The organism is Shewanella sp. FJAT-51649 (assembly GCF_019457435.1).
Classification (GTDB): domain Bacteria; phylum Pseudomonadota; class Gammaproteobacteria; order Enterobacterales; family Shewanellaceae; genus Shewanella; species Shewanella mangrovisoli.
Window position 1 is genome coordinate 2,308,451 of the sequence record NZ_CP080411.1, and the last position, 25,638, is coordinate 2,334,088.

Sequence of the window (25,638 nt, forward strand, 5' to 3'; positions counted from 1 at the left end):
GTAATTTGCCCGAAATTTCTGTCTAATATGTATCAATAACAAAGTATTTACATTGTACATCAAGTACTAGGGACCCCAGTTGAAGTTAGTGCTCCAGCTTATCGTGATCCTGTGTTGCAGCATGTTGAGTAACGCAGTAAACGCCAGTCAAGGACAGACTGAATCGCTTATCGTGGTGATGGGGGAAGACAGTTTCCCCTATCAGTTTGTCGACAACGACGGCGAAGCCACAGGTTTATTAGTCGATCTCTGGAAGGAATGGGGCAAGCGTACCGATACGCCATTAGTGTTTGTGGCGCGCCACTGGAATGAATCGCTGCAGCAATTGCAGCAGGGCAAAGCCCAAGTGCATATTGGCATGGGGCAGACGCCTGAGCGTGAGCAGCTGTTTGATTTCGCAGAGCCTATAGCCGATGTCAGTACCTATCTTTACCTGCATAAATCCTTACAGGGTAAAAAGTCCATTAAGGAACTTGTTCCTTATCAAATCGGGATAGTGAGTGGTTCATCCCATGAGGGTGAGCTTCGTCGTATCGAGCCGAATTTAGTCTTCAAATATTATGAAAGCCGTGAAAAACTGCTGGCGGGGGTTGCGGCGGGCGAGACGGTTGTATTTGCAGGACTCGATGGCTATCTGCGCGATCCCGCATCAAGCCAAGCGATTGCGGGCAGTTTTCCCATCAGTGCACGTATTCCGATTAAGGCCATGCAGTTTGTCCCCGCCGTGATGAAAGGCAATCAGGCTTTGCTCGAGAAGATTAATAAGGGGTTTGATTCACTCGATGCTCGTTTTGTGCAACAAACCGAGCGCCGCTGGTTAGGTTATCACGGGCAAAAGGCGGGGCTTGTGGTGGCGATGCAGTTAGGTGTTGAGCCCTTTGTCGATTTAGGTGTCGATGGCTTACCCCATGGGTTTTATGTGGATCTTTGGCAATTATGGTCGGCCAAGACGGGCATCAATGTGGATTTTATCTCGGGCGACATGAATGCCAGTGTCAACGATGTGCGCCAAGGTTTAGCCGATGCGCATATCGGTTACCCTGAAAGTGACGAGCTAAAAACCGGCTTAACCCGCGCTTGGCAACTCTATACGGTGAAGAGTCGGCTGTTTTTATATCAACAGCAACTGACCGATTTGCAGAGCCTAAAGGGCAAACGCATTGGCGTTGTGCCGACGGCACCTTATTTAGTGGCGCTGCGTAAAGCGCTGCCCGATGTTACGCTGCGCTATTACGAAAATATGGATAGCATGGTGGCAGGCGCACGGTCTGGTGAGATAGCCGGTTTTGTTGCCGCAGGAGCATGGACATCCCACTATTTACTGCAAAACAAGGCTTGGTCCGAATTTCACCAATATCCTGAGCTTGAGTTTCCGACCGATGTGTATGTCCTGACCCGCAGTGACGATCCAGGCTTAACCCAGCGCATCGCCAATGGTTTTCGCAGTATCAGCATGCAAGAGTTTGCCGAGGTAGAGCAGAAATGGATGCTGAATCCTAAGGACCGTATTTTTAATCAGAAGGGATTACACGGCATTCAGCTTTCAAACGGTGAGCAAGATTACCTCTCACAATTAGGTGAACTTAAACTCGGTTACTTAAAACAGTGGCCACCGATGGAGTTTAGCGATGAGCAAGGCCAGTTTGCGGGGATCAACAGCGACATTGCCTACATTTTGGCTGAGCAATTACGGATCAAGATAGAGCCTGTTGGCTTTGATGATTGGCAATCACTAATAAGTGCATTACGTACAGGGGACATTGCTATGGCTGGCAGCGTGGCGCAAACCGCCGAGCGCCAGCAATTTTTAACCTTTAGCGATCCCTACTGGCCATCGCCGTGGGGAATGGTGTCGCAGCTTGAGCAGGTGTCGGTGTTTAATCTGGCACAATTGGCGGGGCAGAGGGTCGCTGTGGTGGAAGGCTATCATCTGGTGGCACAACTGATGGCATTGCAGCCCTCGCTCAAACTGGTGCTAGTGCCCGATACCCAATCTGGGCTCGCGGCGGTCAACGATGGCCATGCCGATGTGTTTATTGATAAGGTGGTGACGCTGGCCTCTGAGCTAAAAACGGGCCAATATCCGTTGCTGAAAATGTCACTCCTCAGTGACTTAGCCGATCAGCACAGCCACTTTGGACTCAATCCGCAGTATGCTCAGTTAATTCCATTAATCAATCGCGTGTTAGCGCAAATCGATCAACACACCCAGCAGCAAATCTATTCCCATTGGGTCAGTTTTTCCCTCGATTCTGATAATAGTCAGTATCTGCAATGGATCCGCTATCTATTAATGGGTGCACTGGTGTTGTCTGCGGTGATGGTGGCAGTGTTAGTGGTCAATCGTCGCTTAAACGTGGAGATCACCCGCCGACTTGCCGCCGAAAAACGTTTGCAACATGTTGCCAGTCACGATGCCTTAACTCAGCTACCAAATCGTGCTTTATTAGATGATAGGCTGTCACAGGCCTTACTTGCCCATCGGCGGGATCATAGCCATTTCGCCTTGTTGTTTATCGATTTAGATGGCTTTAAACAAATTAACGATCAATATGGTCATCCTGTGGGGGATGCCTTGCTGTTAAAAGTGGCGGGATTATTGAGCAAAGCTATTCGCAATTCTGATACAGTGGCAAGATTCGGTGGCGATGAATTTGTGATCCTGCTAAATCGTGTGCAAGATCTCGATGCCGCGACCCAAGTTGCTGATAATATTCTGCACTCGCTTGCATCGCCTTTCAGCGTAGAAGGAGTGATGGTGGAGGTTGCGGTCAGCATTGGTGTGGTCATTTATCCCCGCGATGGCGATACGGCCATCGAGTTAATGAAGCAAGCCGACCAACTGATGTATCAAGCCAAAACGGCGGGTGGCCGTTGCTACCGCGTGGCTTGATGGTTTTTTGAACGTTTATACGCAGATAGTGCGTTCGCCTCTAGTCAAGGGCGTAAAACTGTTTGATACTTCACCGCCTAAAAGTGAAGTACTTTGGTAATCGGCATTATTTGACTATAATGCCGCTTTTATCTCGTTTTGATTATTTCCAAAGCACCGGTTTCCGGATAAAGGATAGAGTTAGATGCGCAGTCATTATTGTGGAGACGTCAATAAGTCTCACGTTGGACAAGAAGTTACCTTGGTAGGTTGGGTTAATCGTAGCCGTGATTTGGGTGGCGTGGTCTTTTTAGATTTAAGAGACAGAGAAGGTCTGGTCCAAGTGGTTTACGATCCAGATTTACCTGAGGTGTTCAATGTGGCCAGTACGCTGCGCGCCGAGTTTTGTGTGCAGGTAAAAGGCGTGGTTCGTGCCCGTCCTGATAGCCAAGTCAACGCGCAAATGAAGACCGGCGAAATTGAAGTATTAGGTAAAGAACTGACGATTATTAACAGTTCTGAGCCGCTGCCGCTGAGCTTAGATAACTATCAAAACAACAGTGAAGAGCAGCGTCTAAAATACCGTTATTTAGATTTACGTCGCCCAGAAATGGCGCAGCGCTTAATGTTCCGCGCGAAAGTGACCAGTGCTGTGCGTCGTTTCCTCGACTCAAACGGCTTCTTAGATATCGAGACGCCTATCCTGACCAAGGCAACGCCAGAAGGTGCCCGTGACTATTTAGTGCCAAGCCGCACTTACAAAGGTCAATTCTTCGCACTGCCACAATCACCACAGCTGTTTAAACAGTTGCTGATGATGTCTGGCTTTGATCGTTACTATCAAATCGTAAAATGCTTCCGTGACGAAGACTTACGTGCTGACCGTCAGCCAGAATTTACTCAAATCGATATCGAAACCTCATTTATGACGTCTGAGCAGGTGATGGCTAAGACTGAAGAAATGATGCGTGGTCTGTTCCTTGAGATGCTGAACGTCGATTTAGGCGAATTCCCACGCATGACCTATAACGAAGCCATGCGTCGTTTCGGTTCAGATAAGCCAGATTTACGTAACCCACTAGAACTGGTTGACGTGGCTGACTTACTCAAAGAAGTGGAGTTTGCGGTATTCTCGGGCCCAGCGAATGACGAAGAAGGTCGTGTTGCGGCGCTGCGTATTCCTGGTGGTGCGAGCCTATCCCGTAAGCAAATCGATGATTACACTAAGTTTGTCGGTATCTACGGAGCTAAAGGTTTAGCGTGGATGAAGCTAAACGACCTGACTCAAGGGTTAGAAGGCATTCAATCACCTGTGCTGAAGTTCTTGAACGAAGGCATTGTGAACGAAATCATCAGCCGCACAGGCGCACAAACGGGCGATATCATCCTGTTTGGTGCAGATAACGCGACTGTGGTTGCCGAATCTATGGGCGCACTGCGTCTTAAAGCCGGTGAAGACTTTAACCTGCTCCAAGGTCAATGGCGTCCACTGTGGGTGGTTGACTTCCCAATGTTTGAGAAGATCAACGGTAGCTTCCATGCGGTTCACCATCCGTTTACTGCGCCACGCGGCGTGACACCACAAGAGCTGGAAGCCAATCCGGCTAACCGTGTGTCAGATGCCTACGACATGGTATTAAACGGCTGTGAATTAGGTGGTGGTTCGGTGCGTATCCACAACCAAGAGATGCAATCTGCAGTATTCCGTATTCTTGGCATTACCGATGAAGAAGCGAAAGAGAAATTCGGCTTCCTACTCGAAGCGCTGCGCTACGGTACGCCACCACATGCGGGTCTGGCATTCGGTTTAGACCGTATTATCATGCTGATGACGGGCGCAAGCTCTATCCGTGATGTGATGGCTTTCCCGAAAACCACCACTGCGGCGTGTCCGTTAACCAATGCGCCAGGTTTTGCTAACCCACAACAATTAGCTGAATTAGGCATTTCCGTGGTGAAAGCCGCGAAGACTGAAGACTAATCTTTAGTGATTATCGAGTACCGAGGCGTAAGCCTCGGTCTATTTTTACCCCGTCATTTCATTTCTTATCAATATCTGCGTTACCGACGTCACTGAATTTGCCGTCAATCTTTGTGTAAAGGAACATAGGTATAGGAACCTCACAAGAGGCGCCGTCAAGGTTACCTTAGGCTATTGATAAGATGTGCAATGGCTATGTGTAGAGGAGAACTCCCATGGCAGGTCATAGTAAGTGGGCCAACATTAAACACCGCAAAGCAGCGCAAGATGCCAAACGCGGTAAACTCTTTACTAAATTTATCCGTGAGTTAACAGTTTCTGCCCGTGAAGGTGGCTCGGATCCCGATTCAAACCCGCGTCTGCGTATCGCAATCGATAAAGCGCTCGGCGGCAACATGACCCGCGACACCATTGAACGCGCGATCAAGCGTGGCGCCGGTGAGCTTGAAGGGCAACAACTCGAAACCATTATTTACGAAGGCTATGGCCCGGGTGGCACAGCTGTGATGGTCGAAACCATGACAGATAACCGTAACCGCACCGTGAGTGGCGTACGTAATGCCTTTAGTAAATCCGGCGGTAACTTAGGGACCGATGGCTCGGTTGCCTATTTGTTCACTAAGCGCGGGGTGTTGTCCTATGCGCCGGGCACAGATGAAGACGCTCTGATGGAAGCGGCGCTGGAAGTGGGCGCCGAAGATGTGGTGAGCTACGATGATGGTGCAATTGACGTATTTACCGAACCGACCGAGTTTTACGGGGTGAAAGATGCCCTCGATGCGGCGGGATTTGTCAGTGATAACGCCGAAATCGCGATGATTGCCTCGACCAAAGCCGAGTTAGATGCCGAGACCGCGGAGAAGTTTATGCGTCTTATCGATACCCTCGAAGAGCATGATGATGTGCAAGAGGTGTATCATAATGCCGAAATCTCCGATGAGATTATGGAAAGTTTAGGTTAGGTCTTAGCATTAACCTGAGTTAGGTGGCCTAGAGTCTGCTGACAAACTTAGCTACAAAGCTTGAGACAGCGATTGACCTTAGCGTCTGTGTTTTACTTTAGGACCACCTTAGTGAGATTTATGATTTTTTGCACTGTTGCTAGTGCTTAAGTTATCCGTTGAATGGGTTGTCTTAAGTCGGGAACAAGCATTAGGGATAGCATGGCAATTATTTTAGGGGTTGACCCAGGTTCACGGATCACAGGTTATGGCGTTATCCAATGCCAAGGGCGACAGCAACTTTATTTGGGCAGCGGCTGCATTCGCACTTCGGGTGAGGATTTACCATTAAGACTCAAGCAAATCTTTGATGGGATCAGTGAAATTATTCGCCAATATCAACCCGATGAATTTGCGATTGAGCGGGTGTTTCTCGCCAAAAATGCCGACTCAGCCTTGAAATTGGGTCAAGCCCGTGGCGCTGCTATTGTGGCCGCGACAGTGGCTAACTTACCCGTTGCCGAATACAGTGCCACCCAAATTAAGAATGCGGTGGTCGGGACGGGGCGAGCCAAGAAAGAACAGGTTCAACATATGATCCAGCAATTGCTTAAGCTGCCCGCGGCGCCACAGGCCGACGCTGCGGATGCACTCGGCGTTGCGGTATGTCATTATCACACCAATCAAAGTTTGGTCGCCTTAAGTGGCCGAGCGACAACAAGAACATATGGACGGTACAGATGATAGGTCGTTTACGTGGCGTGTTAATTGAAAAGCAAGCGCCAGAGGTGTTGATTGATGTCAATGGCGTAGGGTACGAGTTACAGATGCCCCTCACCAGCTTTTATGAGCTCCCCGAGGTCAATCAACCGACCACAGTGTATACCCATTTTGTGGTGCGTGAAGATGCCCAGCTGCTTTACGGCTTTATCACTAAACAAGAGCGCTCACTGTTTCGTTTGCTTATCAAGGCTAACGGCGTGGGTCCTAAACTGGCGTTAACTATTCTTTCAGGCATGACCGCCAGCGAGTTTGTCGGCTGCGTCGAGCGCGATGATATAGTGACGCTGGTGAAATTACCCGGTGTCGGTAAAAAGACCGCCGAGCGCTTATTGGTCGAGATGCGCGATAAACTGAAGAGCTTGATGGAGGCATCCGTAGGTTCTGAGCGTGAGTTTGTGCTGCAATCCAACTACTCACCGGCTCCGACGGTCAACAGTGCCGAAGAGGATGCTATTTCAGCCTTGATCTCCCTTGGCTATAAACCACCACAGGCGAGTAAAGCCGTGTCCGCCGCCTATAAAGAAGGCATGGACAGTGAGACCTTGATTAAGGCCGCGTTAAAATCGATGCTCTAATGGCATGGTTTTTATCAAGGCTGGTGTTATATTGCGGTACGCGATTTTTGCAGCCAGTTAGGTTGCAAGTGCACCAAAATAGCAAGTGCCGTATGCCGATGCGGTAACAGGAATAGGTAAATGATTGAAGCAGATAGACTGATCCAGCCGCAGCTGCAAGGTCAAGACGATGTTATCGACAGGGCTATGCGCCCTAAATTGCTCGATGAATATACAGGGCAGGATGATACGCGTGCCCAATTAAAAGTGTTTATTCAAGCGGCAAAGAATCGCGAAGAAGCCTTAGACCATATGCTGATCTACGGCCCGCCGGGTTTAGGTAAAACCACCTTAGCCATGATCGTGGCTAATGAAATGGGCGTAAATATTAAATCGACGTCGGGGCCTGTGCTTGAGAAAGCCGGGGATTTGGCGGCACTACTCACCAATCTTGAGGTGGGAGATGTGCTTTTTATCGATGAAATTCACCGCTTAAGTCCTGTCGTCGAAGAAATTCTGTATCCTGCGATGGAAGACTATCAGCTGGATATTATGATCGGTGAGGGGCCCGCTGCACGCTCAATTAAGTTGGACCTACCGCCTTTTACCTTAGTGGGCGCGACCACGCGGGCAGGGGCGTTAACCTCTCCGCTAAGGGCGCGTTTTGGCATTCCACTGCGACTTGAGTTTTATAATGTCAAAGATTTAAGCACCATTGTGACCCGCTCGGCACAGGTGATGGGATTGGCCATTGATGCTGAAGGGGCCACCGAAATTGCCAAACGTTCGCGGGGAACACCGAGGATCGCAAACCGTTTACTGCGCCGAGTGCGGGATTATGCGGAAGTAAAACACGACGGTGCTGTGACGCAAAAAGTCGCGGAGCAAGCGCTTGATTTGCTCGATGTCGATGGTGAAGGTTTCGATTACATGGATCGAAAACTGCTGCTTGCCATTATCGATAAGTTTATGGGGGGGCCTGTGGGGCTTGATAACCTCGCCGCAGCTATTGGTGAGGAGCGTGAAACCATCGAAGATGTATTGGAGCCTTTCCTTATCCAACAAGGCTTTATCCAACGAACGCCACGCGGTCGCATTGCCACAACCAGAGCCTATCTGCATTTTGGCATGATAAAACCAGAGTAACATCCAAGAAGGATGACTTTGTTACCAAAAAAGCGGCCTTGGCCGCTTTTTTGTTTTACCGATTTTGTTATTGCTGCTTTTTGTCACCAGATTACTTGCCGCTAGGAGTATCCACATCTATATCGTTAAATGAATATTATTTAATGAATAACGACTTAATTAAATGGGCTGTGGAGCAGGTGTGTCACTTGAATACTGTTTTTATTTAAATTTATTCGGCTAAATAATGCTCTTATTTTGGTTTGTAAATAATATTTAATCTAGTTGGTTAACAATAATAAAACAAATGTATTTATATGTTGAGTTTAAACCGCTCGAAATGACATTTGTGTTGTTTGCAAAATAAGCATTCTCATAATGCTTTTACATTGTAATGGTTCGTCTTATGTTCACTTTTTAGCCCTTATCCCGCTCTAAAACACCTAGAACTTAAGCTTGATATTATAATCGACAATGAATTGTTGCATTTGTGTTTATTGCACACTTGCGGTGCATAAAAATCACAAGTTATTCATTTTGTATCAATGTGCGATGTGAAACCCATGATATCTACACGATTCTTTCTGTTGCAATGATTACCAATATGCATATTTTTTCATAATTAATCGACATATTATTCTGTGCATCAGATAGTCTCCTTTCAAAAAAATGTGACATGCATCACATTTTTGTGGTAATCATATGTTTTCTTAATGTTATTTTTTAACAGTTTTTGTCGCTGCAAATTATCGTTATATATGGTTTTTAATGCTAACAATAGGATTGAAATAGCATTCAAGATTTAAATAAAACAATCGATTTACAATATTGATAAAAATACAGAACAAAATGATGCTCAAGGTTAAAAAAATGCATATTGACTGAATGAAAGTGAATCCTCAGTATCAAGCGCAACAGTCGTACAGCATTTGTTGTACAAGCTGTAAGCATAAAAATAATAGTAAGATCTAGGGAGCATTCATTCATGATCAAAAGAACCAAAGTTGCGTCGGCTATTAATTTAGCTGTCGTTAGCTCAATTGCTGCTGGTACCTTTGTCGCATCAAGCGCATTTGCAGCTGAAGAGACTGCAAAAGTAGAACGTATTGAAGTCACGGGTTCACGTATTCAACGTCAAGATATGGAAACAGCTTCTCCTGTTACCGTTATTGATGCTGCTGCAATTAAAGCCGAAGGCTTTACCTCTGTAGACCAAATGTTACAAGTTCAAACCTCTATGGCGGGTGCTGCGGTTGGTTCAACCACCAACAACGGTGCGGACGGTGTTGCACAAGTTGACTTACGTGGTATGGGCTCACAACGTACTCTCGTATTGCTAAACGGTCGTCGCATGGTGAATTCAGGTTCAGGTGCTGACAGTGCTGTGGATTTAAACTCTATCCCAGTTGCAATGATCGCTCGCGTTGAAATCCTGAAAGACGGTGCTTCAGCGGTATACGGTTCTGATGCGATTGCCGGTGTAGTGAACATCATCACCAAGAAAGATTTCGATGGTTTCCAATTAGACTTCAACGGCAGCGGTACCGACAAAGGTGACGGCGAAAACGGTGACATCAGCGCGCTGTATGGCTTCAATACTGAAGGCGGTAACTACACTTTTGGTGCAGCTTACTCAGATCGTCGTGGTGTGATTCAAGGTGACCGTGATTGGTATGATCCATTGGATAATACCAGTTCAATTATTCCAACAGGTGCATTGAACCAAAAAGTTATCGATGCCAATGGTAATTGGGTTAATCGAACAACAGGTTATAACTACTCTGATGACGTTTATTTCCAAACACCAAGCGAGCGTCGTAGCTTATTTGCCAATATGACGCAAGAGCTAGGCAATGATGTTGTTCTGACTGCGGATGCTATTTATACCAATCGCCGTTCTAACCAACAACTTGCAGCGCAGCCAGCTCAAATCAAATTGAATGTGTGTGGCGATCCAAGAGTAACAGATCCAACTGCTGGTTGCCTAACCCTTGACCAGGGCATGATTGATGCGGGGATCAAGGCTGATGCCCGTGGACAAGTGCAATACAACAGACGTATGAACGATGTTGGCCCGCGTATTTATAACCAAGATACTGATACTTGGCGTTTATCAGCTGGTTTAGCAGGTTCTTTAGACGTTCATACGGGTATGAATTGGAATGTGGATTACACATTTGGTAAGAACGAAGCTAAGACAGGTGTTGCTAACTCTATTAATGCAACATTAATGGCTAATTCAATCTATGCAGATCCATATGCATGGTTTGAAGGAACCCCTCTGACTGATGCTATGAAGGATGTTTCTTATGACCAGCAAGAGACGGGTGGTAATGAGCAGCAAACATTATCTGCAGGCTTAAACGGTGAATTATTCGATCTGAGTGCTGGAGCCGTGGGTTTCGCTATCGGTGCTGAATACCGTCGTGAAAGTGGTTTCTACAATCCAGATGCAATTGTTGTTGCAGGTGACAGTACTGCCGCTCAACAAGATCCTACAAGTGGCAACTACAACGTTATTTCTATCTTCCAAGAAGTGAGCGTACCATTTACTGAAAAACTGACGGGTGAATTTGCACTTCGTTTAGACGATTACTCAACTTTCGGTAAAGCAACCACTTGGAAAATTGGTTTAACTTACACTGCGACTGATGAGCTGATGGTTCGTACCGTAGCAGCGACCGGTTTCCGTGCTCCTAGCGTTGCTGAGCTGTATGGCGGTAACTCAGGTTCATTTGATTATTTAACGAATCCTTGGTTACCTCTGAGTGAGCAAACTGGTCAGATTTTAGTGAATCGTACATCTGATCCTGATTTGAAACCTGAAGAATCAGAGTCTTATACTGCTGGTTTAGTGTACTCACCAAGCTACCTCGATGGTATGTCAGTGACTCTTGACTACTGGCGTTTCAAAGTCACTGATGCAATTGCTCGTGCAGACGTACAAGTTGGTTTAGACGCGTGTCATGGTGGTGATGCGGAAGCTTGTAGCACATTCAATATCACAGCTGATGGTGACTTATTCAACTTAACAAGTGCACTGACTAACGTAGGCTCACAGGACACCAGCGGTGTTGACTTCAACTTAGCTTATAACTTTGAGCTACTTGGTTTAGATTGGAAAGTGAGTAACGATACTACTTACTTGATTAAGTTCGAACAGGATGGTGAAAACTATACTGGCACAATCGATGGTAATACGGGAGCTTATGCCCGCGTACGTAACAACTTCAGCATCTCTGCAGGTCAAGATGATTGGAGCGTGATGTACTTCAACCGTTATATCAGATCAATGGATGATGTTTACACTGACTATGATGCGAACGATAACCCATTCGTTGCAGTAAGAGGTGTAGATTCAATTCTGTATCACAACATTTCTGGTACTTACCATGTAAATGACAGCACAACTGTTAGTTTAGGTGTGAAGAACTTTACTGATGAGAAACCTCTTTACGTAACTAACGGAAGTGATGCTGGTACTGTTCCAGAAGTTTACGACACTATCGGCCGTACTATTTACGGTGGTGTAACAGTTAAGTTCTAATCTAAAATAGAACCAACCTTTAAAAAGCGCCTTCGGGCGCTTTTTTGTTTTGGTGCAAAAGGTTACAGGCCATTATCTATCGCTGCCAACTTGATCACAATTAAACTAAAACTGATTTTTAATCATCTTCTAATGCTAGAGACATATTTTTAATTATGGTAACATAAATGATATTGATTCTCGTTTGGTGTTTAGGGATGAGTAAAATACTGTTAGTCGATGATGATCCATTATTCAGAGTTTGGTTAACCGAGGCGCTGAAAACACAGGGACATGAAGTTGAATGTGCCGTAAATGGCGTTGAAGGGCTCAAACGTATCCGCAGCTTTATGCCCGATATTATTATGCTCGATCTGGTGATGCCGCAAATGGATGGTTTCTCACTATTAGAGGCGAGGGACTGTATGACGCCTATCATGATGTTATCTGCCCGTGATAATGAGGCTGACAGGATCCGAAGCTACGAGCTTGGTGCGGATGATTTCTTAACGAAACCCTTTAGCATTAGAGAGTTATTGGTGCGTTTGCATGCCTTAGAGCGTCGATTAATCCCGCGCGCCATAGAGCCAATGGCAATCGAGCAGGCGACAATCCAGCCAGTCAAATTCGATGAGGCTGCCTATAGGATCACTATTGGCAAAAATGCCGTGGACCTCACCCAAACAGAGTTTAGGTTGTTTAAATATCTGTTCGAGCGTAAGGGGCAAGTGATCACTAAGCAAGAACTGCAAAAATCCGTATTGCAGAAGGACTTAGGCCGCTTCGATCGTAACTTGGATATGCATATCAGTAATACAAGGCGCAAGCTGGCGAATACCCGTTTACCGCGGACATTAATCAATACGGTCCGTGGTCAAGGATACAGTTTTTCCGCTTGATGTGTTGCGAGAGGTTAACAAACTAGGCACTGATGAATTACAGCGCGACTGCTGGCTTCTTAGGCAATTTTAGTCGCTTTCATTTTCCCCTGATACGGATTTGGTTTATTCTAACGGGCATTATAGTAGATGCGTATTCAGCATCATTACCCTCACATGAATAACCAAGTAGGAATCATTATGCGGATCAGTGCCAATTTTGATGGCGGAAATATCCAAGTCATTAATCTTGATAATAAAGACGATATTCAACTGGCAATCCGTCCCGATGCGGGCGGTGAGTTTTATCAATGGTTCAACTTCCGATTCGAAGGTGAGGTGGGTAATCAATACACCTTAAATATCATCAATGCGGGCACCGCTTCCTATCCTAAGGGCTGGCAAGATTACCATGCGGTCGCCAGTTACGATCGCCAGCATTGGTTCCGTGTGCCAACCCAATATATCGATGGCAAACTGAGCATTCAGTTAGCGCTTGATTGTGATGCGATTCAAATCGCCTACTTTGCGCCCTACAGCTACGAGCGTCATTTAGATCTGCTCAGCAACGCACAATTGCATCCCGATGTTAATCTTGAGCATTTAGGTCTGACCTTAGATGGCCGCGATATCACCCTGATGAAAGTGGGCGATGGTAATCCTGATAAACGCAATATCTGGATCACCGCAAGACAACATCCCGGTGAAACCATGGCGGAATGGTTAGTCGAAGGGTTAGTGAATCGTCTGCTGGATAACGATTGTCCAACGGCAAAAGCGCTGCTCGATAAAGCGAACTTCTACATTGTGCCTAACATGAACCCGGATGGCAGCGTAAGAGGTCATCTGCGTACCAATGCGATTGGGGTTAACCTTAACCGTGAATGGCAAACCCCGAGCTTAGAAAGAAGCCCAGAGGTTTACCATGTAGTGCATAAAATGCAGCAAACGGGCGTAGATTTATTTTACGATGTCCATGGCGATGAAGGCCTGCCCTATGTATTCCTCGCGGGTTGTGAAGGCGTTCCCGCTTACAATGAGCGATTGGCACAGCTACAAGCTGATTTTAGTCAGGCATTAACCTTGGCCAGTGCCGATTTCCAAACCGAGTTTGGTTACGCTAAAGATGAGCCTGGTCAAGCCAACTTGACCGTGGCCTCTAATTGGGTGGCGCAAACGTTTGATTGCTTGTCGAACACCTTAGAAATGCCTTTTAAAGACAACAACAACCTGCAAGATCCATTTGTGGGTTGGTCGCCAGAGCGAAGCATTTATTTAGGCGAAGCGTCATTAATTGCCATGCTCGCCGTGGTTGATAAGTTAAGATAGGTGCGACTATGGCATTAATCGAATGTCCAATTTGCCGTAAACGGATGTCGAGCAAAGCGCCAGCTTGCCCGCATTGTGAGGCAAAAACCAATGGTGACAATAGCTCGCTCGCACGGATCAGTCATATCCAAAAATCCAGCAGCTTAATGAACCAAAGCTTTGTGGCCATGACGCTGTTTATTGCGGGGGTGGTGATTTGGTTTTGGGGCGGAGAGCCTGCCGAAGGCTTGCGCGCGACCATTGGCGCCATCTGTTTTGTCTTTGGTTTTGTGGGTTATTTAATTACCCGCGTTAGAATCGTATTACATAAGCGAAAGAGTGTATGACCGACATTAATCAAGTAATCGACCAAATGCCCGAAGAAGTCTATGAAAGGCTGCGTAGCGCCGCTGAATTAGGCAAATGGGAAGATGGTACAGTATTAACCGAAGCCCAGCGTGAATCGACTCTTCAAGTGGTGATGCTCTATCAGGCGCGCCGCTTAGATCAAACTGAGCATTTCACCATAGCGGCCGGTGGCAAATTAAATGAGCTGTCGAAGGCTGAGTTGAAGAAACAATTCCGTGGTGAGTCGATTGCCGAGTTTAAAGCTGACGAGCTGTAATAGCAGAGTTGATGCTTAAACAACAAAAAGCCCACGAATGTGGGCTTTTTCATGGGTAACGTTTCAATTTTAGTCGGGGCTGAGCTCACCAACCAAGTTTTGCAACATGGCAGTTTTAATTTCACTCGGCTTTAGGTTTTTCGACAGCAGATAATGCAACTTAGCCAGTGCGGCTTCAATGGTCATGTCTGCCCCACTGATCACCCCAGCTTTGGCGAGGGCATTGCCCGTAGCGTAACCGCCCATATTCACTTTGCCTTGGAAACACTGAGTTAGGTTCACTAACACAATTCCACGTTCATCCGCTTGCTTTAGGGTATCGAGTAATGCCGCATCCTGCGGTGCATTGCCGACGCCAAAGGTCAGTAAAATCAGTGCCTTTACGGGTTGTTGCAGAATGTTCTCAAAAATTTGTGTCGAAATACCAGGGTAGAGAGTCACTACACCGACGGGCTGTGGGCTGATATTAGCCACTTCCAAAGGCTTATCGCTTGGTGTGGCAATTTTACCTGCACGCAGATTAATTTTAATCCCCGCTTCAAGCAGTAAGGGGAAGTTAGGCGAGGCAAAGGCATCGAAGCCATCGGCATGGGCTTTGGTGGAACGATTGCCACGGAACAGTTTGTTATTAAAGAATAAACACACTTCCGCCACTGGATAGTTGGCGGCGATATACAAAGAGTTGAGCAGGTTGGTTTGACCGTCGGATCTCAGCTGTGCCAAAGGAATTTGGGAGCCGGTGACAATAACAGGCTTTGACAGGCCTTGAAGCATAAAGGATAAGGCCGATGCGGTATAGGCCATGGTATCAGTGCCGTGGAGGATCACAAAGCCATCGTACTTATCGTAATTGGCCTTAATATCATCGGCGATCATTTGCCAGTCGGTCGGAGCCATGTTTGATGAGTCGATGAGCGGGCAGTACTCGTGGATCACAAACTCAGGCATTTCGTCATGGTAGAACTCGGGCATGGATTGGACGCATTGGGTCAAAAAACCCGCCACCGGAGCAAAACCATTCGCGGTTTTTTGCATGCCTATGGTGCCGCCCGTATAGGCGACGTAAATGGAGCGTTTAGTCATTCTTGTCGTTATCTTAGCTGCAAGTGAGCTAATTATACGATTTTGCAGGCATAAACCCAATAAAAAAGCCCGAGGCAATCGGGCTTTTGTGTCCTTCATCTTGAGTCTGCGTTAGTTGATCGCACAGCTGTCACAATACACATACACATGGTTAGGATCGTTAAAGGCCGCGATGGTCTTTAAGCTGCCAGTCCATTGAGCCAGCATTTGCTCAAGCAGTGTTGAATGGCTGAGTGAAGCGGGTAAATAGGCTGACACAGAGGCAAACATTTGCTGCACAAAACGCTGTTCAGGCGTGAGCTCTTGTTCAATTACGCGGGTATCGAATAGGCTTAAATCTGCCAATTTAGCGGCTTTGGCAACGGCTTGGTCGATATCGCCAAGCTCGTCCACTAAACCTAACTCTAGGGCTTTTTTACCACTCCACACACGGCCTTGGGCGATGCTATCCACTTGTTCTAAGGTCATTTTACGTTCCTTAGCGACCAGTGAGATAAAGTCTAAGTAACCACGCTCGATATGACGCTGGATAACCGATTCAATTTGTGGCGAGAGGGTACGAGTCACGGACAAACCTGCCCATTCGGAGGTCGATACACCATCGGTATGGATGCCTAAGCTGGCGAGTGAATCTTCGAAGGTGGTGATCATCCCGAAGATCCCGATAGAGCCCGTCAGTGTGGTTGGCGTTGCGAAGATATAATCTGCGCTGGCCGAAATCCAATAGCCGCCGGACGCCGCAAGGCTACCCATACTCACCACCACAGGTTTACCCGCCGCTTTGAGGGCGAGTAATTCTTGGCGGATTTGCTCTGAGGCAAAGGCGCTACCGCCAGGGCTGTCGACTCGAAGAACTAGCGCTTTGATATGCTTATCAAATCGCGCCTTGCGTAACAGCTCTGCGGTGCTATCACCACCGATTTGGCCGGCGGGTTGGCTGCCATTTAAAATGGTACCGCTGGCAACGATAATGCCGACACTGTCTTGTTCAACGAAGCTTGGCAGAGGTGTCACTAAGGTTAAATAGTCGTAAAAGCTGACTTGTTTGAAGCTGTCACCCGACTTCTCTTTACCCACGGTATCGAGCATGACTTTACGGAACTCTTCATCGGTCGCTAGGGTATCGACCCATTTCATATTGATTGCCATAGTGGCGGAATCGCCTTCGGCCTTATCGAGTTGCGCGAGGTAATTTGCCGAGTCGAGCACTAAGGTATTGGCATCGATTTGGCGATTTTCCGCCACAGTTTGAGTGTAACTCTGCCAAACATCGGCAAGTAGGGCGCTGCTGGCTTCTCTGGCCGCATCGGACATATCGTCACGCATGTATGGTTCTACTGCGGATTTAAAGGTGCCGACGCGGAAAATGTGGGCCTTTATCTTGAGCTTCTCAAGGGCAGACTTGAAGTATTGGTTATACATACTTAAGCCATCGAGAGAGACGCTGCCTTGTGGATTGAGGTAAATGGTATCGGCAAAGCTTGCAAGAAAGTATTGGTTTTGCTCGTAATAGTTTCCAATTGCTACCACCTTTTTACCGCTTTCTTTAAAACGATTCAGGGCATCGCCAATGGATTGTAATTTACTGATCCCTGCGCGTTTCAGCTCGGCTAAGTCTAAGACTATGGTGCTGATCCTGTTATCGTGCGCCGCGTTATCAATCACATAGATAATATCCGCCAGCAGGATTTCGCCATCGCTACTGCCGTTATTGCCTTGCTTAAGTGCGGCTTCAATTGGGTCGACCTGCTGTTTTTGATCGACAATGGAACCCGCTAGATTAAGTACCAATGCTGAGTTCTCTTCGACCTGAATATCCTCACTGCTGCCAATAGTAATGAGGATGATGGCCAGGAAGCCAAAAAAAATCAGGTTGAGTATGAATTTACGGATCCCGTTGAGGGTGTTCCATATAAATAAACATATTCTCTTGAAAAACGATGGGTTAGCGGACATTAGCCACTCCTTTGCTTATCGAATGTGCCAATGCTAACTGAAAATCCCCTCACTGGCTAAACACAATTGTAAAGGATTTTAACTTTTAACCCCCTAGCAACAGTTGAGCTTACATTTGACTCAAGGTATGCTCATTTAAATCACTTGTTTAAAAAGGATGTTTGAATGTCGTTTCCCCATTTATTAGAACCCTTAGATCTGGGATTCACCCAGCTCAAAAATCGTGTGTTAATGGGCTCCATGCACACGGGTTTAGAAGAAGAAAAGGGCGGATTTGAGAAACTGGCAGCGTTTTATAAAGAGCGCGCGTTAGGCGGCGTCGGTTTAATTGTCACCGGCGGTATCTCACCAAACCTACGTGGTCGCTTGACTCCCCATGCTTGTCAGCTGAGTTTCCCTTGGCAAGTAGGTAAACACCGCATTGTGACTCAAGCGGTGCATGAGTCTGGCGGTAAAATCTGTATGCAAATTCTGCATGCGGGGCGTTATGGTTACCATCCTTTTTCGCAGGCGCCGAGTAAAATCAAATCGCCTATCACTCCCTTTACGCCTTCGGCCATGTCGAGCCGTCAAGTTCGCGCCACCATTAAGGATTACGCCAGTTCTGCCGCTTTAGCGAAAAGAGCGGGGTACGATGGCGTTGAAGTGATGGGCTCAGAGGGGTATTTGATCAACCAATTTATCAGTTCGCGCACTAATACCCGCACCGATGAATGGGGCGGCAGTTTTGAAAAACGCGCGCAATTTCCGATAGAGATTGTGAATGCCATTCGCGCCAAAGTGGGCAAAGATTTCATAATTATCTTCCGCTTATCCATGCTCGACTTAGTCGACAACGGCTCCACTTGGGATGAAGTCGTGCAATTGGCCAAGTGGCTAGAGCATGCGGGTGTGTCGATTATCAATACAGGCATTGGCTGGCATGAGGCCCGTGTGCCAACGATTGCGACCAGCGTGCCCCGTGGCGCCTTTGCTTGGGTAACTGAAAAACTTAAACAGTCGGTTTCAGTGCCCTTGATTGCCACAAACCGTATCAATACGCCTGAGATTGGCGAGCAAATCATTGCCTCTGGTCAAGCGGATATGGTGTCTATGGCGCGGCCGTTTTTGGCCGATCCTGAGTTTGTGAATAAAGCGGCGGCCAACACGCCAGAGCTTATCAATACCTGTATCGGCTGTAATCAGGCCTGTTTGGACCATACATTCTCACTGAAACGTGCCACTTGCTTGGTCAACCCTCGTGCCTGTTATGAGACCGAAATTAACTTTTTACCCACCAATAACAAGAAGCGTATCGCAGTGATGGGCGCAGGTCCCGCAGGGATGGCATTTTCGGTGTATGCGGCGATGCGCGGCCATGAAGTGGTGCTCTTTGAGGCGAAGTCCGAGGTGGGTGGGCAGTTTAATCTGGCACGTAAAATCCCAGGAAAAGAAGAGTTTAACGAGACGATTCGTTATTTCCTCAATCAAATCAAACTCCATAAAATCGATTTACGCTTAAATACCCGTTTAGATGCTAAGGTGCTGGAAACCGAAATATTTGATGAAATCGTTATCGCCTCGGGCGTGGTCCCGCGCGAGTTAAGCTTGCCAGGATTTGATAGCCCCAAAGTGGTTGATTATCAACAGGTACTGACGGGCCAAGCCACGATTGGCAACAAAGTGGCCCTGATTGGTGCTGGCGGCATTGGATTTGATATGGCGCATTACCTCTGCGAATCTGAGTCGAGCACCCTCAATCCTGAAAAATGGTTAAAGCAGTGGGGCATAGACAAGCAATATCAGCATGCGGGTGGTTTAGCCGAGCCTGAAGTCGATAATAGCGATCATAGACAAGTCTACTTGCTACAACGTAAGACCTCTAAGATGGGCCAAGGTTTAGGTAAAACCACCGGCTGGATCCACCGTTTAGTGTTAAAACAGCACGATGTGAAAATGAAAACCGGCGTCAACTATGACAAGTTTGACGATGCGGGTCTGCATATCCGCGTTGGCGAGCAAACCGAAGTATTGGCCGTGGATAATGTGATCCTCTGCGCCGGACAAGAATCTAACCGCACCTTAGTCGATGAGATGAAAGCAACGGGTATTCCTGTGCATTTGATTGGCGGTGTCGATGTGGCCGCCGAGCTCGATGCGAAACGCGCCATTCGTCAAGGCGCCGAGCTTGCGATGCTACTCTAGTTGTTAAGCATTTTCACCCAATAAAAAGCCTGAGTTTAACTCAGGCTTTTTTGTTGATTGATATGAAGATAAGGGCCAAGCAGAATGAGTGGGTCATCTGCTTAGTTGGGCAAATGCCCATAACTCACGACCCGCGTGACTTGCCACTGGCCATTGGTGCGTTGCCAGAGCATTAAAAATTTGGCTTTACCATCACAACTGCCTGTTTCTAGGCTGCAAAATTTATGAATGCCCTCAGTTATCGCGCCAAAGTCTTTGATCGGATAGGCTTGAAAGCTTTCTTCAACCAGTGAGCGGGTGTATTTGCCGCAGGCATAGTTTTTAGTGTTGTTGCTCATCGATTGTCGGTCCCAAGTCACACCACCATTGTCATGGTAAAACTCGACCTTCTCGGCAAAGTAACTCTCGTGCAACTTGAGTTGTTGCTCATCGGCACAACGATTAAATGAATCAAATACCTTGCTATCCATGTCCTTCAGCTCGGCAACGAGGTTATCTTCACTCGAAAACGCACTCATTGACACAAGCAGCAAGATGATTGCGATTAACTGTCCCATAAATCTCCTTGGAAATACTAGTCCATTAAAACAAAGTAAAAGTAAGTGGAAAGCAATAACATAATGATCTTTTGGCAAGCGAACAAGGACGAGTGATAAAGCGTTTGGGAATCCGCAAAGATGTTGTCTTTTTGCTGAACAGTAGGTGTTATGCAGGGAAGATGTTCGTCAATACGAATCCGTAGCAAACGACTCTATTAGTCTTCTACTACTTCTTGCTGAGGAACGGCTTTGAGATTGGCGGTTTTACGTGTCGATGGGGTTTGGGCGCGACTGTTATCGTAAGCATAGGTCACCACTGCAGCACCTTCGGGGGATAAATCGAGTTCTAAATCTTCGCTAGGAATACAGCAGCAGGGCAGACATTCGTCGGCTTTAAGCTCGGCTAAAGGCTCGGTTAAATAGCTGACGCTGCCGCTAATAATACGGGTCTTGCAAGCGCCGCAAAAACCACTGCGGCACTCAGAGAAAATGGTCACTTTTTTGGCTTCGAGTGCTTGTAACAACGAATTGTGCTGCTCGGTAAACAGCAGCACAGGTTGCCCTTGAAGGCGCACAATCGGCGCCTTCGCAAAGGGGTTGTTTAACAGCAGGTTCGATTTAGCCATAAGCAATCAAATCCCGTTAGAGATCGAAATCGAGGAATTCATCACTGTCGACGGCCGAATCGATTTGACCGACAAGATAAGATGATACTTCAACTTCCTGTGGTGCTACTTGTACGGCATCACTCTCTAGCCAGTTCTTCATCCAAGGCAGTGGGTTAGACTGCTCGGCATAGGGCAGTGGCAGGTTAACTGACTTCATCCGTTGGTTAGTGATGTACTCAACGTATTGGCAGAGGATCTGTTCGTTGAGACCGATCATTGAGCCGTCTTTGAACAGGTATTTTGCCCATTCTTTTTCTTGCTCGGCGGCCTTGAGGAACAGGTTATAGGCTTCCTGTTGGCATTCCGCAGCAATTTCGGCCATTTCAGGATCGTCCTTGCCGCCCTGCATAATGGTTAAGATATGCTGGGTGCTGTTTAAGTGCAGTGCTTCGTCACGGGCGATAAGACGAATAATTTTCGCGTTACCTTCCATGAGCTTACGCTCTGCAAATGCGAATGAGCAGGCAAAACTGACGTAGAAGCGAATCGCTTCGAGGGCGTTAACTGACATCATGCACAGGTACAACGCTTTTTTTAGCGTGCGAGTGTTGACTTCAATCGGCTCGCCATCGATCACATGGGTGCCTTCGCCTAACAGGTGGTAAACCTGCGTCAGCTTGATCAAGTGATCGTAGTATTCGGCAATGTCAGTCGCGCGGCGCAGGATCTCTTGATTCACCACGATATCATCAAAAATCACGGAAGGATCGTTCACGATATTGCGAATAATGTGCGTGTAAGAGCGCGAGTGGATGGTCTCGGAGAATGACCAAGTCTCAATCCAGGTCTCTAATTCCGGCAGCGACACTAAGGGCAGAAACGCCACGTTAGGTGAGCGGCCTTGGATAGAGTCGAGCAGCGTTTGGTATTTCAGGTTCGAAATAAAAATATGCTTTTCATGATCTGGCAGTGAGTTGTAGTCGATTTTATCGCGGCTCACGTCAACTTCTTCTGGGCGCCAGAAGAAAGACAACTGCTTTTCAATCAGTTTTTCAAACACTTCATATTTTTGTTGGTCATAACGAGCGACGTTAACCGATTGTCCGAAGAACATAGGTTCACGGGTGGCATCGTTGGGTGTTTGGCAAAAAGTAGAGTAGGTCATGGTACGAGTATTCCAATAAGTCGGGATCCCAAAGGGATCCCGCAACCGTTAACATTGAAGATTAGATTTTGCAGGCGCCGCCAGCACAGCCGTCATCTTCTTTCTCTATGTTGGTAATGTCATCGTGTTGATCCGATGCACCATCGCGAGTGTTATGGTAGTACAGCGTTTTTACACCTAACTTATAGGCATTGAGTAAGTCTTTCAGCAGAGTCTGCATCGGAACCTTACGGCCTTCGAAACGCGTTGGGTCATAGTTAGTGTTGGCCGAAATTGCTTGGTCAACGAATTTCTGCATGATACCCACGAGCTGTAAGTAACCTTCGTTGCTTGGCATTTGCCATAGCAGCTCGTAGTTGTATTTCAGCTCATCAAAATCAGGCACCACTTGCTTTAACTGGCCATCTTTACTGGCTTTGACACTGATCAAACCGCGTGGCGGTTCGATACCGTTAGTCGCGTTTGAGATCTGTGATGACGTTTCAGACGGCATCAGCGCAGACAGGGTCGAGTTACGTAAACCGTGCTGCTTGATGTCTTGGCGCAGTGTTTCCCAGTCTAAATGCAATGGCTCGCTGCAAATCTTATCTAAATCACGTTTGTAGGTATCGATAGGTAAAATACCTTGGGCGTAAGTGGTCTCATTAAATAATGGGCACGCACCTTGCTCTTTCGCCAGATTCATTGACGCCTTGAGCAGATAGAATTGAATCGCTTCAAAGGTCTTGTGAGTCAGGTTGTTCGCGCTACCATCGGAGTACTTCATGCCATTCTTCGCTAAGTAGTTAGCGAAGTTGATAACACCAATACCTAAGGTACGACGGTTCATCGATGAAATTTCAGCCGCTTTGATTGGATAATCTTGGTAATCCAGTAGGTTATCCAGTGCACGTACCGCTAAATCGGCTAATGGCTCAAGCTCGGCTAAGTTTTTGATCGCACCTAAGTTTAATGCTGACAGTGTACAGAGCGCGATTTCACCGTTTGGATCGTCAATGTTGTTCAACGGCTTAGTCGGCAGCGCGATTTCAAGACAAAGGTTAGATTGTCTGATCGGAGCGACTTTCGAGTCGAACGGACTGTGGGTATTACAGTGGTCAACGTTTTGGATGTAGATACGGCCTGTTGAAGCACGCTCTTGCATCATCAATGAGAACAGTTCGACCGCTTTCAATGTCTTCTTACGAATACTGCTGTCTTGCTCATATTGCAGGTACAGACGTTCGAATTCGTCTTGATCTTCGAAGAAGGCATCGTAAAGACCTGGTACGTCCGATGGGCTAAACAGGCTAATGTTTTCGCCTTTGATCAGACGTTGGTACATCAGCTTGTTGAGCTGCACGCCGTAGTCTAAGTGGCGAATACGGTTATCTTCAACACCGCGGTTGTTTTTCAGTACCAGCAGGGATTCCACTTCTAAGTGCCAAATAGGGTAGAAGAGGGTCGCAGCACCACCACGAACGCCGCCTTGCGAGCAAGATTTTACCGCCGTTTGGAAATACTTGTAGAAAGGTAAGCAACCGGTGTGGAAGGCTTCGCCGCCACGGATTGGACTACCTAATGCACGGATACGACCGGCGTTGATACCGATACCCGCGCGTTGGCTGACATACTTCACGATAGAAGAGGCGGTCGCGTTGATGGAATCTAAGCTGTCGCCACATTCAATCAGTACACATGAACTGAATTGACGTGTTGGCGTACGCACACCCGCCATGATTGGCGTGGGCAGCGAAATCTTAAAGGTCGATACCGCATCGTAAAAATCTTTAACGTATTGCAGGCGCGTTTCTTTTGGATAACGGGCAAACAAACAGGCCGCCACCAGAATATAGAGGAACTGGGCGCTCTCGTAGATCTCGTGGGTCACACGGTTTTGTACCAGATACTTACCTTCGAGCTGTTTTACCGCCGCGTAGGAGAAGTTCATATCGCGCCAATGGTCGATATAGCTGTCCATGATATCGAGTTCTTCGCGGGTGTAATCCTGCAGAATATGCATATCATACTTGCCTAGCTCGACCAGTTTAGTCACATGGTCGTATAACTTTGGCGGCTCGAACTGACCAAAGGCCTTCTTACGTAAATGGAATACGGCTAAGCGCGCAGCCAGAAACTGATAATCCGGTGATTCTGGGGAAATTAAATCCGCCGCAGATTTGATGATCGTTTCGTGGATAGCTTCGGTTGGGATCCCGTCGAAAAACTGTAAATGCGTGCGAAGTTCAACTTCAGAAACAGAAACGTTTTTTAATCCCTTGGCTGCCCAAGTAATTACGCGGTGTATCTTATCGAGATCGATTGTCTCACGTGCACCACAGCGTTTTGTGACTGTCATATTGCTATTCATTGAAGAGAGGCCTTGGTTCTGATATCTGTTCAGGTGAACTAAGTCACCGTACGTTTCCTTGTAAAACAATCAACCTGAAAACCCTTAATACTGCTGACTATGCAGGAGATAGTCGATTTAACGGGGAACTTCTAGTGTGTCTGATTGCTACCTATACACAAGATATGGTGTTTTAAATAATCTGAGATACAAGATAGTGAGGTTTGCCGCTATTTGCAAGTCTCAATTCAGGGGGTATCTTGTGGATATCTTGAGGATAAAGAAAAGCGTTAGTGATGACTAACCCTGAAGCTCAAATTGAGATTAGCGTGCGACATTGATGACGTTTTTTTGCGCAAATTTCACCGTGTGATCGATCGCTAAAATAAGCAGCGATCGCGATCGCAAGGATTGACCCTTAGCCTAAATTGCATTACCCGCAAATGGGGCAGAATTTCGTCATTAATGGTTCAGTTGAGCAATTAGCACGAGTCAATTCGTAACTGCTATTTCGCTAATGCTTGGCTTAAGGCCGAATGCAAACTCGATGGCGAGGTAAACTGCGCATAGGCAGGCCATGCATCGGGTGTATCGGCCTCACCTAAATATCCCCACAACGCCACACCGCCGAGCATGCCCGCCGCTTGGGCTGCGAGTAAATCCCGCTCTGCATCCCCTAAATAGAGGATTTGCTGTGGCCGGCATTGCAATTGCTGCGCGCCCAATAGCATAGGTGCGGTATGGGGCTTAGGATAACGAGTCGAATCGCCACTGATCATCACCGGCATACGCGAGCTGAGCTTAAGTTTATGCAATAGAGGGCGAGTAAAGCGGGCGGGTTTATTAGTGATCACCCCAAATGGCACACGGCATAACTCGAGCCAATCGAGCAGGGGTGCGATACCATCAAACAACTGGCAATGGTCGCCATTGATCCTTTGATAGTGTGCGAGGAGTCCTTGCTGTACTTGAGTGCGCAGGGCGTCATCCGCGCCGGGAATCGCCGCATCGACTAAGGCAAAGCTGCCATGGGAGGCGGCGCTACGCATGTCTTTGAGGTTTTTTGCCGCGATACCGACATCCAACAAACTGAGGTTAAGGGCCTGAACCAGATCCGGCGCGGTATCGGCAAGGGTACCGTCAAGGTCGAATAAGACTCCTTTAACCTCAGCTAAGCTCAT

General features: G+C 47.2%; 19 protein-coding genes. 12 read left to right on the forward strand and 7 right to left on the reverse strand.

Going from position 1 to position 25,638, the window contains the following annotated elements; genetic code table 11:
- The first annotated feature begins 79 nt into the window (after window positions 1-79).
- From K0H59_RS10330 to K0H59_RS10380, 11 genes are all read left to right on the forward strand, one after another.
- On the forward strand, window positions 80-2,893 hold the full coding sequence (locus K0H59_RS10330; protein WP_220055469.1) for a transporter substrate-binding domain-containing protein: 2,814 nt from the start codon (window positions 80-82) through the stop codon (window positions 2,891-2,893).
- Between the two features lie 184 nt (window positions 2,894-3,077).
- Window positions 3,078-4,853, forward strand: coding sequence for an aspartate--tRNA ligase (gene aspS, locus K0H59_RS10335; RefSeq protein ID WP_220055470.1), 1,776 nt, complete (start codon window positions 3,078-3,080; stop codon window positions 4,851-4,853).
- A gap of 215 nt (window positions 4,854-5,068) precedes the next feature.
- Entirely contained in the window at window positions 5,069-5,815 is a 747-nt protein-coding gene (locus K0H59_RS10340; RefSeq protein ID WP_220055471.1) for a YebC/PmpR family DNA-binding transcriptional regulator, read from the forward strand.
- A gap of 201 nt (window positions 5,816-6,016) precedes the next feature.
- Complete coding sequence (ruvC, locus tag K0H59_RS10345; protein WP_011622671.1) at window positions 6,017-6,538, forward strand: crossover junction endodeoxyribonuclease RuvC; 522 nt, start codon at window positions 6,017-6,019, stop codon at window positions 6,536-6,538.
- Window positions 6,535-7,152, forward strand: a complete 618-nt coding sequence (ruvA, locus tag K0H59_RS10350) for a Holliday junction branch migration protein RuvA (protein ID WP_011626232.1) — start codon at window positions 6,535-6,537, stop codon at window positions 7,150-7,152. Before ruvC ends, ruvA begins: the two co-directional genes overlap by 4 nt.
- 120 nt (window positions 7,153-7,272) lie before the next feature.
- Window positions 7,273-8,277, forward strand: a complete 1,005-nt coding sequence (ruvB, locus tag K0H59_RS10355) for a Holliday junction branch migration DNA helicase RuvB (protein ID WP_220055472.1) — start codon at window positions 7,273-7,275, stop codon at window positions 8,275-8,277.
- A gap of 964 nt (window positions 8,278-9,241) precedes the next feature.
- Window positions 9,242-11,803 carry a TonB-dependent siderophore receptor gene (locus tag K0H59_RS10360; RefSeq protein WP_220055473.1) on the forward strand — a complete coding sequence of 854 codons (2,562 nt, stop codon included), beginning with the start codon at window positions 9,242-9,244 and terminating at the stop codon, window positions 11,801-11,803.
- 197 nt (window positions 11,804-12,000) lie between these two features.
- Window positions 12,001-12,681: a response regulator transcription factor gene (locus tag K0H59_RS10365; RefSeq protein ID WP_220055474.1), complete on the forward strand. Its 681-nt coding sequence runs from the start codon at window positions 12,001-12,003 to the stop codon at window positions 12,679-12,681.
- A gap of 180 nt (window positions 12,682-12,861) precedes the next feature.
- Entirely contained in the window at window positions 12,862-13,989 is a 1,128-nt protein-coding gene (locus K0H59_RS10370; RefSeq protein WP_011716955.1) for a M14-type cytosolic carboxypeptidase, read from the forward strand.
- 8 nt (window positions 13,990-13,997) lie between these two features.
- Entirely contained in the window at window positions 13,998-14,315 is a 318-nt protein-coding gene (locus tag K0H59_RS10375; protein ID WP_039977219.1) for a hypothetical protein, read from the forward strand.
- The gene (locus K0H59_RS10380; RefSeq protein WP_011716957.1) at window positions 14,312-14,593 is read left to right on the forward strand and encodes a YeaC family protein; all 282 of its coding nucleotides are present in this window, start codon (window positions 14,312-14,314) and stop codon (window positions 14,591-14,593) included. Before K0H59_RS10375 ends, K0H59_RS10380 begins: the two co-directional genes overlap by 4 nt.
- A 69-nt stretch (window positions 14,594-14,662) precedes the next feature.
- Here the strand turns inward: K0H59_RS10380 and ansA are convergent, their stop codons facing one another.
- Together ansA and sppA are read right to left on the reverse strand one after the other, a co-directional pair.
- Window positions 14,663-15,676, reverse strand: coding sequence for an asparaginase (gene ansA / locus K0H59_RS10385; RefSeq protein ID WP_011716958.1), 1,014 nt, complete (start codon window positions 15,674-15,676; stop codon window positions 14,663-14,665).
- Window positions 15,677-15,787: 111 nt separating this feature from the next.
- On the reverse strand, window positions 15,788-17,632 hold the full coding sequence (gene sppA, locus K0H59_RS10390; RefSeq protein ID WP_220055475.1) for a signal peptide peptidase SppA: 1,845 nt from the start codon (window positions 17,630-17,632) through the stop codon (window positions 15,788-15,790).
- A 165-nt stretch (window positions 17,633-17,797) separates the two neighbouring features.
- Between sppA and K0H59_RS10395 the strand changes: the two genes are divergently transcribed.
- The gene (locus K0H59_RS10395; RefSeq protein WP_220055476.1) at window positions 17,798-19,816 is read left to right on the forward strand and encodes an FAD-dependent oxidoreductase; all 2,019 of its coding nucleotides are present in this window, start codon (window positions 17,798-17,800) and stop codon (window positions 19,814-19,816) included.
- Window positions 19,817-19,917: 101 nt separating this feature from the next.
- On the opposite strand, the gene K0H59_RS10400 is transcribed toward K0H59_RS10395, so the two are convergent.
- The 5 genes from K0H59_RS10400 to K0H59_RS10420 all read right to left on the reverse strand — a co-directional run bounded on the left by K0H59_RS10400 (window position 19,918) and on the right by K0H59_RS10420 (window position 25,638).
- On the reverse strand, window positions 19,918-20,373 hold the full coding sequence (locus tag K0H59_RS10400) for a nuclear transport factor 2 family protein (protein WP_220055477.1): 456 nt from the start codon (window positions 20,371-20,373) through the stop codon (window positions 19,918-19,920).
- Between the two features lie 197 nt (window positions 20,374-20,570).
- Complete coding sequence (yfaE, locus tag K0H59_RS10405) at window positions 20,571-20,981, reverse strand: class I ribonucleotide reductase maintenance protein YfaE (protein ID WP_220055478.1); 411 nt, start codon at window positions 20,979-20,981, stop codon at window positions 20,571-20,573.
- 16 nt (window positions 20,982-20,997) lie between these two features.
- Window positions 20,998-22,128 (reverse strand): class Ia ribonucleoside-diphosphate reductase subunit beta, encoded by a 1,131-nt coding sequence (gene nrdB / locus K0H59_RS10410; protein WP_088211170.1) that lies wholly within the window; start codon window positions 22,126-22,128, stop codon window positions 20,998-21,000.
- A gap of 61 nt (window positions 22,129-22,189) precedes the next feature.
- Window positions 22,190-24,478, reverse strand: a complete 2,289-nt coding sequence (nrdA, locus tag K0H59_RS10415; protein WP_220055479.1) for a class 1a ribonucleoside-diphosphate reductase subunit alpha — start codon at window positions 24,476-24,478, stop codon at window positions 22,190-22,192.
- Window positions 24,479-24,963: 485 nt separating this feature from the next.
- The gene (locus K0H59_RS10420; RefSeq protein WP_220055480.1) at window positions 24,964-25,638 is read right to left on the reverse strand and encodes an HAD family hydrolase; all 675 of its coding nucleotides are present in this window, start codon (window positions 25,636-25,638) and stop codon (window positions 24,964-24,966) included.

Bases quoted from the DNA above. Each gene is read 5' to 3' on its own strand.
- aspS (WP_220055470.1), top strand. From the start codon at position 3,078: ATGCGCAGTCATTATTGTGGAGACGTCAATAAGTCTCACGTTGGACAA.
- K0H59_RS10340 (WP_220055471.1), top strand. From the start codon at position 5,069: ATGGCAGGTCATAGTAAGTGGGCCAACATTAAACACCGCAAAGCAGCG.
- ruvC (WP_011622671.1), top strand. From the start codon at position 6,017: ATGGCAATTATTTTAGGGGTTGACCCAGGTTCACGGATCACAGGTTAT.
- ruvA (WP_011626232.1), top strand. From the start codon at position 6,535: ATGATAGGTCGTTTACGTGGCGTGTTAATTGAAAAGCAAGCGCCAGAG.
- ruvB (WP_220055472.1), top strand. From the start codon at position 7,273: ATGATTGAAGCAGATAGACTGATCCAGCCGCAGCTGCAAGGTCAAGAC.
- K0H59_RS10360 (WP_220055473.1), top strand. From the start codon at position 9,242: ATGATCAAAAGAACCAAAGTTGCGTCGGCTATTAATTTAGCTGTCGTT.
- K0H59_RS10365 (WP_220055474.1), top strand. From the start codon at position 12,001: ATGAGTAAAATACTGTTAGTCGATGATGATCCATTATTCAGAGTTTGG.
- K0H59_RS10370 (WP_011716955.1), top strand. From the start codon at position 12,862: ATGCGGATCAGTGCCAATTTTGATGGCGGAAATATCCAAGTCATTAAT.
- K0H59_RS10375 (WP_039977219.1), top strand. From the start codon at position 13,998: ATGGCATTAATCGAATGTCCAATTTGCCGTAAACGGATGTCGAGCAAA.
- K0H59_RS10380 (WP_011716957.1), top strand. From the start codon at position 14,312: ATGACCGACATTAATCAAGTAATCGACCAAATGCCCGAAGAAGTCTAT.
- ansA (WP_011716958.1), bottom strand. From the start codon at position 15,676: ATGACTAAACGCTCCATTTACGTCGCCTATACGGGCGGCACCATAGGC.
- sppA (WP_220055475.1), bottom strand. From the start codon at position 17,632: ATGTCCGCTAACCCATCGTTTTTCAAGAGAATATGTTTATTTATATGG.
- K0H59_RS10395 (WP_220055476.1), top strand. From the start codon at position 17,798: ATGTCGTTTCCCCATTTATTAGAACCCTTAGATCTGGGATTCACCCAG.
- K0H59_RS10400 (WP_220055477.1), bottom strand. From the start codon at position 20,373: ATGGGACAGTTAATCGCAATCATCTTGCTGCTTGTGTCAATGAGTGCG.
- yfaE (WP_220055478.1), bottom strand. From the start codon at position 20,981: ATGGCTAAATCGAACCTGCTGTTAAACAACCCCTTTGCGAAGGCGCCG.
- nrdB (WP_088211170.1), bottom strand. From the start codon at position 22,128: ATGACCTACTCTACTTTTTGCCAAACACCCAACGATGCCACCCGTGAA.
- nrdA (WP_220055479.1), bottom strand. From the start codon at position 24,478: ATGAATAGCAATATGACAGTCACAAAACGCTGTGGTGCACGTGAGACA.
- K0H59_RS10420 (WP_220055480.1), bottom strand. From the start codon at position 25,638: ATGAGCTTAGCTGAGGTTAAAGGAGTCTTATTCGACCTTGACGGTACC.